The organism is Streptosporangium sp. NPDC020072 (assembly GCF_040631445.1).
In the GTDB taxonomy this organism is placed as follows: Bacteria; Actinomycetota; Actinomycetes; order Streptosporangiales; family Streptosporangiaceae; genus Streptosporangium.
On record NZ_JBEYAB010000013.1, the window covers coordinates 51849 to 64907 of the forward strand.

Sequence of the window (13059 nt, forward strand, 5' to 3'; positions counted from 1 at the left end):
TATTTACGACATCCGACCGCCGGCCCCGCCGCGTACGCCAGGTTTCAAACACCACCACCGGCCCCTGGGGCGGCTACTCCCGGGATCGATCGGTCACGTATCACCGTGAAGCCCAGCAACCGATCGTGAAGAACCTGGCCCTCCGCGTCGAAGAGCGTCCACAGCCCGGCACCGGGCACGAGGGCGAGCAGCGGAAAGGCCACCACCCGAAGCACCGCCCTCCCGGCCGTTGATCGTGTGCCCGTCGCGACGACACGGATCCCCAGCAGCCGTTTACCGGGCGTCCGCCCCCACAGGACGTGCTGGATCCAGAAGAAGAGGAACAGTCCGGCGGGGGCGGCCGGTGCCGTCGGGTACGTCTCGGCCCGCTTCAGGAAGCCGGCTCCCATCCCGGACATCGGGCCCACGCCGATCACCAGTCCCACGACGGAGCTGAGGACTGTACAGATGACGAGATAGTCGACCAGGACCGCGGCCGGTCGTCGCCACGCCATCCCCGCCGATGAGCCGTCCGGATGACGCTCCCGTGAGGCGGCGAACATCAGCGCCGCCGCCATCAGAAGGCACAGCTGGGTGGTCCCCACCCGTTGGTCATCGCCGCCAACCGCTCGACGCTGAGAAGCGGGATCTCCTCCCGGCAGATCCCGCTGGAGCCGTACAGCGAGACGAGAGCTCCGACGGCCGCGCCCATGACGAGGAGCCAGGCCACACGTCGGCCGGTCGCTCCGGGATCCCCACGGTTCAGACAGGACAGAAGGCCGAGAAGAACCACCAGCGCCGCGACCGCCCACTCCGTGGCGAACCCCCGATCGCTTCAAGATCGTGGCTCAGCGGGGCGAGCGGGGACAGCGTCGTTCCACTGCCGAACCGGCACACGACCCTGTAAAACGTGTCGGGCTCTCCCGAAGTCCGTACGAACTCCTCATAACCAAGGCGTCCGCGCCGCAAATCCCACGTCGGGAGGGCCGCGACGACCGCGGCCGTCACCCACGCCGCCAGCATCGACCGGGACATCCGCGGCAAGGTGGTCCTTTCGTCTTGGGAAACGACACCCTACCGACAGACCTGGACGCCACAGATTTCGTGGAAATGTCTCACTACGCTGTCATCGGCCCTGGAACTCACGGCGAGGTGTTTCCACAGGAAGGCAGAACTCCATGGCGGTTCTTCTCGCGAGTGCTCTCGACAGCCTGCGGATGTATCTGGGCTCCGACTTTCTCATCACCGAGGTGGAGGACGGCATCCCCACGGGCAGCCCCTCGCCCGGTGACGGCATGAGGATGACGCTCCCCAGGATCGGGGCAGGTCCCAACGGGGTCAGCATCGTCAGCATGGTCACTTCTGGGGGAACGAACCAGCGAGGTGGTCCGATCCATGTCCGCTACGAACTCTGGGACGCCGAGCCCAGCCTGCTCCCCTCCTGGGAGCGCATGTGGGAAGGGCGGCTCCACCTGCGCTCCGGCCGGATCGGCATCGTCGAGGAGATAGGAGAGGAAGGAGAGGAGATAGGCGACTACCTGGAGTTCGACACCGGCAGACGAGACAGCACCTGGTCGGCCCGGGTGTTGACCAGATACCTGTCCAACACCGACGAACCCGACTTCCCGGCCACCGTCGTCGATGTCGACCTCTACCGGATGCCGCTCTGGCCGGTGTAGCGGTTACCCGCCGGTCGCCTCGCGTACGGCGGCCGGGCTGGGTTGGGCGGGTGGGACGGGGCCCTGGCGGGTGCGGTAGACGACGTAGGGGCGCCACAGGTAGGCCAGGGGGGCCGACCAGACGTGGACGAGCCGGGTGAAGGGCCACAGCGCCAGGAGCAGGAAGCCGCCGACGGCGTGCAGCTGGTAGACCAGCGGGGCGCCGGTCATCAGGTCACTGCGCGGGGAGAACAGGAACACGCCGCGGAACCAGACCGCGACCGTCTCCCGGTAGTCGTATCCCGGGCCGAACAGGTTCACGACGACCGTGGCGGCCATCCCGAGCCCGATCATGACCGCCAGGGCCGCGTAGAGCACCCTGTCCATGGGGGTTGTCTTCCGCCTGACCCGGCGGTTGACCACGCGACGGGCGACGAGCAGGACGAACCCGGCGACGAGCATGACGCCGGTCACCGTACCGGCCCAGACCGCGACCAGGTGGTAGAGGTGCTCGGGGACACCCAGCCACGCGGTCACCGAGGCCGGGACCAGCAGCCCCATCGCGTGCCCGCCGATGGCCCCGAACGCGCCCAGGTGGAACAGCGGCGACCCCAGGCGCAGGATCCGGTTCTCCAGCAGCTGGCTGGTGTGCGTGGTCCAGCCGAACTGGTCGTGGCGCCACCGCCATATGTGGCCGCCGACGAACACCACGAGGCAGAGGTACGGCAGGGCGATCCAGATGACGGTGTTCATCGCAGGTCCTCCGAGGAGGGGGTGGGGTACGGTGCCAGGCCGATACCGCCGAGCTCGTCACCGTGGAGGTCGAGGTCCCGGCCCGGGAAGCCCAGGCTGAGGAGGTCCGGCCCCAGAGAGCCCAGGCCCGGGGAACCCGGACCGCAGGGGTTCAGGCCAGAGGGGTCCAGACCGGGAGAACCCGGACCGCAGGGGTTCGGGCCGGGGGTGTCCAGGCCGACGGACTCGACGGGTGGGCCGTCCAGGGCCAGCTCCGCGATGGCCGCCCGGTCGGCGTCGGTCAGTTCGGGCAGGACGGCGGTGATCGCGTCGAGCAGCAGGCCGTACGGCGTGCCGAGGTCGGCCAAGGCGGCACGGAGCAGTTCGACGCCGCGCCGGTGCTGGCGCAGCGGCGCCTCCCCCTCGCCGGGACCGACCACGGCGGCGAACTCAAGGACGACCGGCAGCAGGTCGGGCAGCTCACCGGCGGCCAGCCGCAGACCGTGGGCACGGTAACGCCGCTTGAGGACGAGCAGCGCCATGCCCCGCCTACGGGTGTCGCCGTGCAGGTAGTACGTCAGGTAGAGGCCGGACTTACGGCGCAGGTCGAAGGTCCGCACGTAGTGCCGCTGCGCGTCGATCGGCGCCGTGCCGGTCAGCCAGGCGAGGAACTCCTCGACCTGCCCGCGCAGCCACGGGTGCCCGATTCCGGCGGCGGCACCGCGCAGCTCGTCGGCGGCGCCGAGCAGTTCCGCGTCCGGATAGGTGAGCAACACCGAGGCGAGCTGGAACAGTCGGATCCGGTCGGCCGGGGCCACGGAGGCCCCGTCGATCACGGAGGTCCCGACGGCCACCACCGCCGGGGTCGTGCCCATGGCGGCCGGAGCCCCATCGATCACCGTCCCCGAGGTCGTATCCGTGGTGGCCGGGACTCCACCGGTCGCCGCCGTCGAGGCCGTGCCCATGGCGGCCGGGGCCGTGTCGATCACGGGCATGGGGGCCGCATCGGTGACGGCCGTCAAAGTCACGTCGATCACGGGCACCGGGATCCTGGTGGTCGCGGTCACCGGGGTCACCGGGGTCGCCGTGAAGGTCGTGTTGGTCGGGGGTGTGGTCATGACCGGTCCCGCAGGGGGTCGATGGTCAGGCCCGTCCGGCCGTCGGGGCGTCGTGTCGTGAGTCCCTGTCTTCCGACGTGCACGTCGTCGGCACCGCCCTCGACGAGGTGGAAGCGCTCGGTCACGGCCCTGACCCGCTCGACATCACCCGCGCCAGGACCGCCCGCGCCAGAGCCGTCCGTTCCGGAACCGCCTGCGCCAGGACCGCCCGCCCCGGAACCACCCGCACCGAACCCGGCCGCCCCGGAACCGCCCATGCCCGGGCCGCCCTCGCAGTCCAGGGAGCAACCGCCTGACGCGGCGGCCTGGGCCTCAAGGGCGGCGGCGTCCTTGCTGTAGGCGGTCGGGATGACGTACCGCTCGTCGTACTTGGCGATGGCGAGCAGCCGGTACATCGACTCGACCTGCTCGGCCGTCATCCCGATGCCGTCGAGCAGTTCCTCGGCGACCGTGCCGTCCAGGGTCCTGGCCCGCATGTACGAACGCATCGCGGCCAGCTTCATCAGGACCCCGGCGGCGGCGTCGGCGTCGCCCGCGGTGAACAGCTCGGCGAGATACTCGACCGGGATGCGCAGGTCCCTGATGGTGTGGAAGACGTCGTCGGCGTCGGTGTCGTCACGGCCCGCCGCGCCGGTCGCGTCGAGCACCGGGGAGAGCGGCGGGACGTACCAGACCATCGGCAGCGTCCGGTACTCCGGGTGCAACGGCAACGCGATCCGGTACTCGCTGATCAGCCGCCACACCGGCGACAGCCTCGCGGCCTCGACCCACTCCTCGGGCATTCCCGCGTCGCGGGCCGCCCGCCGTACCGCCGGGTCGTGGGGGTTGAGGAAGACCTCGCGCTGGGCGTCGAGCAGGTCGTGCTCGTCCGGCACCGACGCGGCGGCGAGGACGGCGTCCTCGTCGTAGAGGACGATGCCGAGATAGCGGAGCCGTCCCACACACGTCTCCGAGCAGATGGTCGGCTGGCCCGCCTCGATCCTCGGGAAGCAGAAGGTGCACTTCTCGGCCTTGCCGGTGGCGTGGTTGACGTACACCTTCTTGTACGGGCACGCCGAGACGCACATCCGCCAGCCCCGGCACCTGTCCTGGTCGACGAGGACGATGCCGTCCTCCTCCCGCTTGTACATCGCGCCCGACGGGCAGGCCGAAACGCAGGCCGGGTTGAGACAGTGCTCGCAGATCCGGGGCAGGTGGAACATGAAGGTCTTCTCGAACTCGAACCTGACCTTCGCCGCGGCCTCGGCGGGCATCCGGGTGATGTTCGGGTCCCGGTCGGCCCGTTCGTGCGCCCCGCCGAGGCCGTCCTCCCAGTTCGCCCCCCATTCCACGGCCATCGGCTCACCCGTCAGCGCGGAGTACGGCCTCTTGACCGGGGTGTCCTTCAGGCCGGCGGGCGCGCCGACCAGGATGTCCTTGTCGAACGTCGCGGGCTCGTAGTAGTCGTCGATCGACGGCAGGTCCGGGTTGGCGAAGATGCGGCTCAGCCGCTTCATCCGGCCGCCGGAGCGCAGGGTCAGCCTGCCCTTGCGGTCGAGCCGCCACCCGCCGTGCCAGCGGTCCTGGTCCTCGTAGTGCTTGGGGTAGCCGATGCCGGGCTTGGTCTCGACGTTGTTGAACCAGACGTACTCGGTGCCCTCGCGGTTGGTCCAGGTCTGCTTGCACGTCACCGAGCAGGTGTGACAGCCGATGCACTTGTCGAGGTTCATCACCATCGCGACCTGCGCGCGGATTCTCATCAGTACTCCACCTCCTGCGAACGACGGCGGATCACCGTGATCTCGTCGCGCTGGCTGCCGATCGGGCCGTAGTAGTTGAAGGCGTAGGTGAGCTGGGCGTGTCCGCCCGCGAGGTGGGTCGGCTTGACCAGCAGCCGGGTCATCGAGTTGTGGTAGCCGCCGCGGCGGCCGTTCCTCTCGGCCTTGGGCACGTTCACCGTCCGCTCCGGCGAGTGGTACTGGAAGACCGTGCCCTCGGGCATCCGGTGGCTGACCACGGCACGGGCGACGACGACGCCGTTGCGGTTGTGCGCCTCGATCCACTCGTTGTCCCTGACGCCGATCTTCGCGGCGTCCTCGACGCTCATCCAGATGACCGGCCCGCCCCGGGACAGCGCGAGCATCAGCTCGTTGTCGTGGTACATCGAGTGGATCGACCATTTGGCGTGCGGGGTGAGGAACCGTACCGTCACGCCGCCGTCGACGACCTCGCCGGGTCTGCCGAAGTGGCGCGCCATGTTCAGCGGCGGCCGGAAGGCGGGCAGCTGTTCGCCCAGTTCGGCGACCCAGTCGTGCTCGACGAAGAAGTGCTGCCTGCCGGTGAGGGTGTGCCACGGCTTGGACCGTTCGACGTTGAGGGTGAACGGCGAGTAGCGGCGGCCGCCCTTCTCCGAGCCGGACCACTCCGGGCTGGTGAACACCGGCTGCGGCGCGGCCTGGGTGTCCGGGTAGGTGATGTGGTCGTCCTCGTGGCCTTCGATCAGGTCGGCGAACGGCTGCCCGGTGCGCGCCTCCAGGGCGGCGAACCCGGCGGCGGCCACCCGCCCGTTCGTGGTGCCCGACAGCGCCAGGATCGCCTCGCACATCCGGTCGGCGGTCGCCAGCGACGGGCGTCCGGCGAACGGGCCGTCGGCGACGACGCCGTTGCGCTCGGCGAGGTAGGCGATCTCCGGGGTGACGTCCACGGTGATGGCCTTGGTGGTCGTGCCGAGGGTGTCGAGCAGCGGGCCGACCGCCCGCATCTTGGCGCCGATCAGCGTGTAGTCGCGTTCGATCTCCACGAGCTTCGGCATGGTCACGCCGGGGACGGGCTCGCACTCCCCGGCCTTCCAGTCCCTGGCCCGGCCGCCAGGGGTGGCGAGTTCGTCGGGGGTGTCGTGCTGCAACGGCACCGCCAGGACGTCGCGCCGTACGCCGAGGTGGACGGCGGCGAGTTCGCCGACCCGGTCGGCGAGGGCGAGGAAGGTGTCGTAGTCGGTGTGCGCGTCCGAGGGCGGTTCGACGGCCGGGCTGAACGCGTGCACGAACGGGTGCATGTCCGTGGTCGAGATGTCGTGCTTCTCGTACCAGGTGGCGGCGGGCAGGACCAGGTCGGCGTGCAGCCCGGTGTTGGTCATCCGGAAGTCGATCGCGGTGAGCAGGTCCAGCTTCCCGGTCGGCGCCTCCTCTCGCCAGGCCACGTCGCGGGGCCGTTCGCCGGGTTCGCACTCCCCCGCCCGGGCGAGGGAGTCGACGCCGAGCAGGTGCCGCATGAAGTACTCGTTGCCCTTGCCCGAGGAACCGAGCAGGTTGGCCCGCCACAGGGTGAGGCAGCGGGGGAAGTTCGCCGGGTCGTCCGGGTCGTCGGCGACCGCCCCGAGCCGCCCGGCCTTCAGCTCTTCCACGATGTGCTCCTGGACCGTACGGCCCGCCGCCGCGGCCTCGTCGGTGAGGTCGAGGGGGTTGCGGTCGAAGGCCGGGTGGCCGGGGCTCCACCCCATCCGCTGGGCCGCGGCGACGGTGTCCGCGAACGTCATCCCGGCGAACCGGCCGGTGCCCAGCGGCGAGGCCAGCTCGTCGGCGGGCACCCGCTCGTAGCGCCACTGGTCGGTGTGCAGATACCAGTACGGCGTGGCGGCCTGGTGCCGCATCGGGCGCTGCCAGTCGAAGGCGAAGGACATGTGCTGCTGGCCGGTCAGCGGCCTGGCCTTCTCCTGGCCGACGTAGTGCGCCCAGCCGCCGCCGTTGACGCCCTGGCAGCCGGTCAGCAGGACGAGCGAGATGAACGCCCGGTAGGTCATGTCGGAGTGGAACCACTGGTTGGCCCCGGCGCCCAGGACGATCAGGGAACGGCCCCTGCTGCGTTCGGCGTTGCGTGCGAACTCCCGGGCGATCCGGGCGGCGAGGGCCGCGGGAACCCCGGTGACGCGTTCCTGCCAGGCCGGGGTGTTGGGCTCCTCGGCGTCGTCGTAGCCGTTCGGCCAGCTCCCCGGCAGGTCACCGCGGCGCACGCCGTACTGGGCCATGAGCAGGTCGAACACGGTCGTCACGAGGTGGCCGCCGATCCGGGTGACCGGCACTCCCCTGCGCATCACGGCGCCGCCCTCGGTCTCCCCGACGTCGAACCTGGCCAGCTCGACCTCGACGGCCTCTTCGGTCGTGCCGAGCAGTCCCAGCGCCGGTACGGCCTCGCCGAGGTCGAGGTTCCACCGGCCCGCGTCCCGCTCGCCGTACCGGAACCCGAGTGAGCCGTTCGGCACGACCGGCTCGCCCGTGCGCTCGTCGAGGAACACCGTCCGGTGCGCCGCGCCCTGGTCCTCGTCGCCGAGGTCCTTCGCGGTCAGGAAACGGTCGGAGGTCCAGGCGCCGTTGTCCCTTCTCCTGAGCGTGACGAGGAAGGGCAGGTCGGTGTAGCGGCGGACGTAGTCGGTGAAGTACGGCACCTGGCGGTCGCGGAAGAACTCGGTGAGGACGACGTGGCCCATGGCCATCGCCAGGGCGCCGTCGGTTCCGGGGTGCGGCGCGAGCCAGTCGTCGGCGAACTTGACGTTGTCGGCGTAGTCGGGGCTCACGGCCACGACCTTGGTGCCCCGGTAGCGGGCCTCGGCCAGGAAGTGCGCGTCAGGGGTCCTGGTCACCGGGATGTTGGAGCCCCACATCATCAGGTAGGTGGAATTCCACCAGTCTCCGGCCTCGGGCACGTCGGTCTGGTCGCCCCAGATCTGCGGGGAGGCGACGGGCAGGTCGGCGTACCAGTCGTAGAAGCTCAGCAGCGTGCCGCCGAGCAGCGCGTGGTACCGGGTGCCCGCGGCGAAGGACGCCATCGACATCGCCGGGATCGGCGAGAACCCCACGACGCGGTCCGGGCCGTACTTCTTCGTGGTGTGGACGTGGGCGGCGGCCATCATGGTGATCGCCTCCTCCCACGAGGCCCGCACGAAGCCGCCCCGGCCCCGCCGGCTCTTGTAGGCCTGCGCCTTCACGGGGTTCTCGACGATGTCGGCCCAGGCGAGCACCGGGTCGCCGAGGCGCTCCAGCGACTCGCGGAACATCTCGGCCAGCGCCCCGCGCACGTACGGGTGCCGTACCCGGGACGGCGAGTACTCGTACCAGGAGAAGGACGCCCCGCGCGGGCAGCCACGGGGTTCGTAGTCCGGCGCGTCGGGGCCCGTCGTCGGATAGTCCGTCGCCTGGTGCTCCCAGGTGATGAGGTCGTCCTTCACGAACACGTTCCACGAGCACGAGCCGGTGCAGTTGACGCCGTGCGTCGAACGGACCACCCGGTCGTAGCGCCACCGGTCCCGGTAGAACGTCTCCCAGGAGCCGCGGTCGATCTGGTGCAGGGTCCGTCCCCCGTCGCCGACCGTCTCCTTCGTCAGGAAGCGACGTGCGGCCAGCAGCGGCGCCACGCCGGGCACCGAGTCCGTCGCGGGGGTCTGGGGGTGTGGTGACACGGTGCTGCACTCCTTCGATCGCGGGACGCGTACTCAGGCTCCCGTGGCACCGGGTCGCACGTCAGGTGCCGAGGGTCCCGATCAGCCGGGTCCTAAGTCCCGGACGCCTCCGACCCTTCGACCAGGCGCGGACGCATGGCGCGGCGGGCCGTCCTGGCGACGGCGGTGGTGTCCAGCAGCAGGGCGGCCAGCGCGACCAGGGCCAGCAGCCCCAGGCCGAGGGCGTAGCTGCCGTACCAGCCGTAGATGACGCCCATCAGCAGCGGCGGCACGAACCCGCCCAGACCGCCCGCGGCGCCCACGATCCCGGTGACCGAGCCGACCTTGTTCGCCGGGGCGAGCAGCGCCACCAGGGCGAACGTCGCGCCGCTGCCCGCGCCGAGCGCCGCGGCCATGGACAGGAACGCGACCGTCCCGAGGGGTGCCAGGCCGGGGGTGAACGCCTGGACCGTGGCACCGGCCACGACGACGACCAGTGTCCAGGCGAGCACCCTGGTCGGCGCGAACCGGTCCGACAGCCACCCGCCGACCGGGCGCATCAGCACCGCGAGCAGCACGAACCCGGCCATCCGGTTGGCGGCGTCGGCCTGGTCCAGCGCGTAGGCGGTCTTGAGGTAGGCCGGCAGATAGACCGAGAACGCCACATACCCCCCGAAGGCCACCGCGTAGAGCGCCGAGGCCTGCCAGGTCACCCGCAGCCGGAGCGTGGCCCCCAGCCGCCGCGCCATCGACTCGACCGGCACCGTACGGCCCGGCGCGTCCCGCAGCAGCAGCGCCGCGACCGCCGCGTACCCGCAGAGCACGACGGCGGTGACCGTGAACGGGGTCGCGCTTCCGCCGACGTCGACCAGCTTGACCGTGGTCAGCGCGCTGATCGCGGTGCCGCCCATGCCCGCGCCGAACACGCCGACGGCCAGGCCGCGCCGCGCGGGCGGGAACCAGGCGTTGACGAACGGCACACCGATCGCGAAGGTCGTGCCGCCGACGCCGAGGAAGAAGCCCCCGACCAGCAGCCCGGCCAGGGACGTCTGCCCGGCCAGCCCCAGGTAGAGCACCGGGACGACGGTCGCCAGCGACACCAGCGGGAACATGACGCGACCGCCGTACCGGTCGGTCAGCGCGCCGACCGGGACGCGGCCGAGCGAGCCGACGACCACCGGCACCGCCACCACCAGCGCCTGCTGGAAGGGGCTCAGGTGCAGGGCCTCCTTGAACCTCGGCGCCAGCGGGCTGAGCAGCGCCCACGCCCAGAAGTTGATCGCGAAACCGGCCGTGGCCAGGGTCAGCATCAGCGCCGGACGCCTGTCCGGCGCGTCTCCCGCACTCATGGTTTCCTCCACTGTGTGTCGCCGTGCCGCCCAGGGCACGGTGGTCGACACACAGCGTTTCCGGCCGGTACATCCCCGGGACAGGGACCTTGGACCTCTCCCCCCGGGCCCTGTGTCCCCTGCCTCCGTACGGATCGCGCGTCACCTGCCGCCTCGGCCACCCGGGTTCCCCTCCGCCTCCCGCTCGGTGTGGATGTCCAGGGGCGGCCTCCCTAGAAGATCCGTTTACGATGACACGCCCAGCCCGCTCACCATTTCACGATAAATAAGCAAAAAACCAATGCCTGGATAATAAATCCACTAAATGTCTATAAGGCGGTATATGAGAGCCGGGACGTTTGACACCTGATATGGGCGGTATGGGCGCCTCTGACGAGGGAAAACGGACATCGCGTCGCCAGAATCTCCTACGAAGGAGACCGACGGGCGACTTCCGGACTCTCACCAGAAGCAAGACGGGAGAACTCCATGCGTAAAACGCTTACCGGACTGGGCCTAGCCTTCTTCCTGACGCTTGGGCCCGCCGCCGCAGCGGCGACTGACTCACTGGCCGCACCGGTCACCCAAAGCCAGCCAACTCCCGCACCACAGAACAACAGCAGGGACAGCGGCGACAAAACCGGCCTCTGGGGCCTGGCGGGGCTGATCGGCCTCCTGGGCCTCGGCGGCCTGCGCAAGCATCGCGAGTACACCGGAACAGGATCCGGCGCGCACGTCGGCGATCGGCCGACGCGTCCATAGCCGTCGAGAGAGCCGTCGAGAGGCGGGAGGCCCACGGCTCCATGGCCGGGGCCTCCGGCGCTCTGCGATGCGCACGTTTGCCCATCTGCCTGTTTTGTCCACCGCAGTACGACAGCGGCCGAGTCGAGCCGCCGTACACGGATCAGGCCACCCCACCGGCACCGACCGCGGGCCCGTCATTTCTCCAGAAGGCTCACCCGGATGCCGTTGATGAGAATGTCCAGCTCACTGAGGAAGGTCTCGTCGCGCCGGTCACGGGGCCATATCTTGGCCTGCCGGGCCTGTTCCTCAAGCGTGAAACCGTTCGTGAAGCTCGTCAGCAGGTCCGCGCCGAGCTCCGCGTCCCGCTCCGGGACGCCCGCCGTACGCAGCGAGTCGACCAGCGCCTGGAAGTAGGTCACGGCCGAGGCCGGCAGCACGCTGAAGGAGGCCACCAGCCGGGCGCCGTCCCGGTGCGCCAGCATGGTCGAGCGAGCCCGTACGGCCAGCTCCCGCAGCCGGCCCGCCCAGTCCTGCTCCGCGATGGGCTCGGCGAGCATCTCGTCGACGATCCGCTCGACCAGGGCGTCCAGCAGGGCGGTCTTGCTCGGGTAGTGCCAGTACAGGGCGCCCACCCGGACGCCGAGCCGGTCCGCCAGCCTGCGGGTGGTCAGCTCGTCGAGACCCACCTCGTCGAGCAACTCCATCGCGCCTCGGAGCACATCGGCCTGCCGGAGCGGCATCCGCTTCCCCCTTCTCCTCGTCCTCCACGGAGAGCTTGCCACTTGAACACCGACCAAGTAACTTGAACACCGCTCAATTGAGCAATGTTCAAGTCAAGGGAGCCACCATGCGGGTTCTGGTGATCGGGGCGGGCATCGGCGGACTGTGCCTGGCACAGGGGCTGGTCCAGGCCGGGATCGACGTGCGGATCCACGAGCGGGAGACGGGCGCCCACAGCCGCTACCAGGGTTTCCGGATCGGCATCGGCGGCGCGGGCCTCGCCGCGCTACGCGAATGCCTGCCGCGGCGGCTGCACGGCCTGCTGGAGGCCACCACAGGAGAGCTGTCCGGGGAACGGCCGGTCGTCGACCAGCACCTCAACGTGATCGGCCAACTCGGTCCGATCGACGACGGCATGGCCACCGACCGGCACGTGCTGCGACACCTGCTGCTGGCCGGCCTCTCCGACCGGATCGAGTACGGCAGGCGGCTGGTCGAGTACGTCGAGCTGCCCGACGACACCGTGCGGGCGGTCTTCGCCGACGGCGGCACGGCCACCGGTGACCTCCTGGTCGGCGCCGACGGAGTCGGCTCTGCGGTCCGCCGCCGGTTGCTGCCTGACGCCTCGGTCGTCACGCTGGGCGGCAACGGCCTGCTCGGGCGCACCCCGCTCACCGAGCGCCTCGCCGGTCTGGTGCCGGGGTTCGGCACCGTGGTGCGCGGCCCGGACATGAGCATGCTGCTCGGCAAGATGGAGTTCCGCCGCCCGCCGCACCTGGCCGCCGCCGAACTCGCCCCCGACGTCGAACTGCCCGCCACCGAGAGCTACCTGCGCTGGGCCGCGTTCCTGCCCGAGCGCGTCGAGCGCCTGCCCGACGGCTGGGCCGCGACCCGCGACCTGCTGCTGACCCTGATCGACGGCTGGCACCCGGACCTGGTCGAACTGGTCGAGCGGTCCGACGTGGTGAACAGCTCGCCGCTGAAGGTCGGCTACGCGCGGCCGGTGCCGCACTGGGGAACCCGCCGGGTGACCCTGCTGGGCGACGCCGTCCACGTCATGCCGCCGAGCGGCGGCCAGGGCGCGAACACCGCCTTCCGTGACGCGGCCCTGCTCTGCCGCCGGCTCACCGAGGTCCACCGGGGCGAGAGCGACCTGCTGCCCGCCGTCGAACGCTACGAACGCGAAATGCTCGACTACGGCTTCGCGGCGGTCGCCCGGAGCCTGGAGGCACTGCCGAACTTCACCGTGGCCGGCCGCTGACCCGACCGGACCGGCCGCACCGTGAGCGGCGCGAGCGGGCTCCCCGCGACCGGGTTGCCCTCACCGGGGCATATCCCACCGCGGCCCGACCGGCCGCACCGGGGCGGCT

11 protein-coding genes are annotated in these 13059 nt (G+C 70.7%); 3 read left to right on the plus strand and 8 right to left on the minus strand.

Translation table 11 applies throughout. The features are described from left to right. Positions 1-44 precede the first annotated feature (44 nt). Together ABZ470_RS29020 and ABZ470_RS29025 are read right to left on the minus strand one after the other, a co-directional pair. The gene (locus ABZ470_RS29020; RefSeq protein ID WP_362915345.1) at positions 45-584 is read right to left on the minus strand and encodes an RDD family protein; all 540 of its coding nucleotides are present in this window, start codon (positions 582-584) and stop codon (positions 45-47) included. Next, positions 557-709, minus strand: coding sequence for a hypothetical protein (locus ABZ470_RS29025; protein ID WP_362915347.1), 153 nt, complete (start codon positions 707-709; stop codon positions 557-559). The genes ABZ470_RS29020 and ABZ470_RS29025 overlap by 28 nt, the downstream gene beginning before the upstream one ends. A gap of 448 nt (positions 710-1157) precedes the next feature. Between ABZ470_RS29025 and ABZ470_RS29030 the strand changes: the two genes are divergently transcribed. Beyond that, the gene (locus ABZ470_RS29030; RefSeq protein WP_362915350.1) at positions 1158-1658 is read left to right on the plus strand and encodes a hypothetical protein; all 501 of its coding nucleotides are present in this window, start codon (positions 1158-1160) and stop codon (positions 1656-1658) included. Between the two features lie 3 nt (positions 1659-1661). On the opposite strand, the gene narI is transcribed toward ABZ470_RS29030, so the two are convergent. The 5 genes from narI to ABZ470_RS29055 all read right to left on the minus strand — a co-directional run bounded on the left by narI (position 1662) and on the right by ABZ470_RS29055 (position 10246). Beyond that, positions 1662-2390 carry a respiratory nitrate reductase subunit gamma gene (gene narI, locus ABZ470_RS29035; protein ID WP_352012807.1) on the minus strand — a complete coding sequence of 243 codons (729 nt, stop codon included), beginning with the start codon at positions 2388-2390 and terminating at the stop codon, positions 1662-1664. Then, entirely contained in the window at positions 2387-3487 is a 1101-nt protein-coding gene (gene narJ / locus ABZ470_RS29040; RefSeq protein WP_362915353.1) for a nitrate reductase molybdenum cofactor assembly chaperone, read from the minus strand. Before narJ ends, narI begins: the two co-directional genes overlap by 4 nt. Beyond that, on the minus strand, positions 3484-5226 hold the full coding sequence (gene narH / locus ABZ470_RS29045; RefSeq protein WP_362915355.1) for a nitrate reductase subunit beta: 1743 nt from the start codon (positions 5224-5226) through the stop codon (positions 3484-3486). Before narH ends, narJ begins: the two co-directional genes overlap by 4 nt. Further along, on the minus strand, positions 5226-8918 hold the full coding sequence (locus tag ABZ470_RS29050) for a nitrate reductase subunit alpha (protein ID WP_362915357.1): 3693 nt from the start codon (positions 8916-8918) through the stop codon (positions 5226-5228). The genes narH and ABZ470_RS29050 overlap by 1 nt, the downstream gene beginning before the upstream one ends. A gap of 92 nt (positions 8919-9010) precedes the next feature. After that, complete coding sequence (locus ABZ470_RS29055) at positions 9011-10246, minus strand: MFS transporter (protein ID WP_362782254.1); 1236 nt, start codon at positions 10244-10246, stop codon at positions 9011-9013. 468 nt (positions 10247-10714) lie between these two features. Here ABZ470_RS29055 and ABZ470_RS29060 point away from each other — a divergent pair, with 468 nt between their 5' ends. Further along, complete coding sequence (locus tag ABZ470_RS29060; protein ID WP_362915359.1) at positions 10715-10987, plus strand: WGxxGxxG family protein; 273 nt, start codon at positions 10715-10717, stop codon at positions 10985-10987. A gap of 176 nt (positions 10988-11163) precedes the next feature. Here ABZ470_RS29060 and ABZ470_RS29065 read toward each other — a convergent pair whose 3' ends face one another. Then, positions 11164-11709: a TetR/AcrR family transcriptional regulator C-terminal domain-containing protein gene (locus ABZ470_RS29065; protein WP_352012801.1), complete on the minus strand. Its 546-nt coding sequence runs from the start codon at positions 11707-11709 to the stop codon at positions 11164-11166. 107 nt (positions 11710-11816) lie between these two features. Between ABZ470_RS29065 and ABZ470_RS29070 the strand changes: the two genes are divergently transcribed. Continuing rightward, positions 11817-12950 carry an NAD(P)/FAD-dependent oxidoreductase gene (locus tag ABZ470_RS29070; RefSeq protein WP_362915362.1) on the plus strand — a complete coding sequence of 378 codons (1134 nt, stop codon included), beginning with the start codon at positions 11817-11819 and terminating at the stop codon, positions 12948-12950. Positions 12951-13059 lie beyond the last annotated feature (109 nt).

Excerpts from the sequence above, each read along its gene's own strand:
- narI (WP_352012807.1), bottom strand. The coding sequence starts at position 2,390 with ATGAACACCGTCATCTGGATCGCCCTGCCGTACCTCTGCCTCGTGGTG.
- narJ (WP_362915353.1), bottom strand. The coding sequence starts at position 3,487 with ATGACCACACCCCCGACCAACACGACCTTCACGGCGACCCCGGTGACC.
- narH (WP_362915355.1), bottom strand. The coding sequence starts at position 5,226 with ATGAGAATCCGCGCGCAGGTCGCGATGGTGATGAACCTCGACAAGTGC.
- ABZ470_RS29070 (WP_362915362.1), top strand. The coding sequence starts at position 11,817 with ATGCGGGTTCTGGTGATCGGGGCGGGCATCGGCGGACTGTGCCTGGCA.
- ABZ470_RS29030 (WP_362915350.1), top strand. The coding sequence starts at position 1,158 with ATGGCGGTTCTTCTCGCGAGTGCTCTCGACAGCCTGCGGATGTATCTG.
- ABZ470_RS29065 (WP_352012801.1), bottom strand. The coding sequence starts at position 11,709 with ATGCCGCTCCGGCAGGCCGATGTGCTCCGAGGCGCGATGGAGTTGCTC.
- ABZ470_RS29060 (WP_362915359.1), top strand. The coding sequence starts at position 10,715 with ATGCGTAAAACGCTTACCGGACTGGGCCTAGCCTTCTTCCTGACGCTT.
- ABZ470_RS29055 (WP_362782254.1), bottom strand. The coding sequence starts at position 10,246 with ATGAGTGCGGGAGACGCGCCGGACAGGCGTCCGGCGCTGATGCTGACC.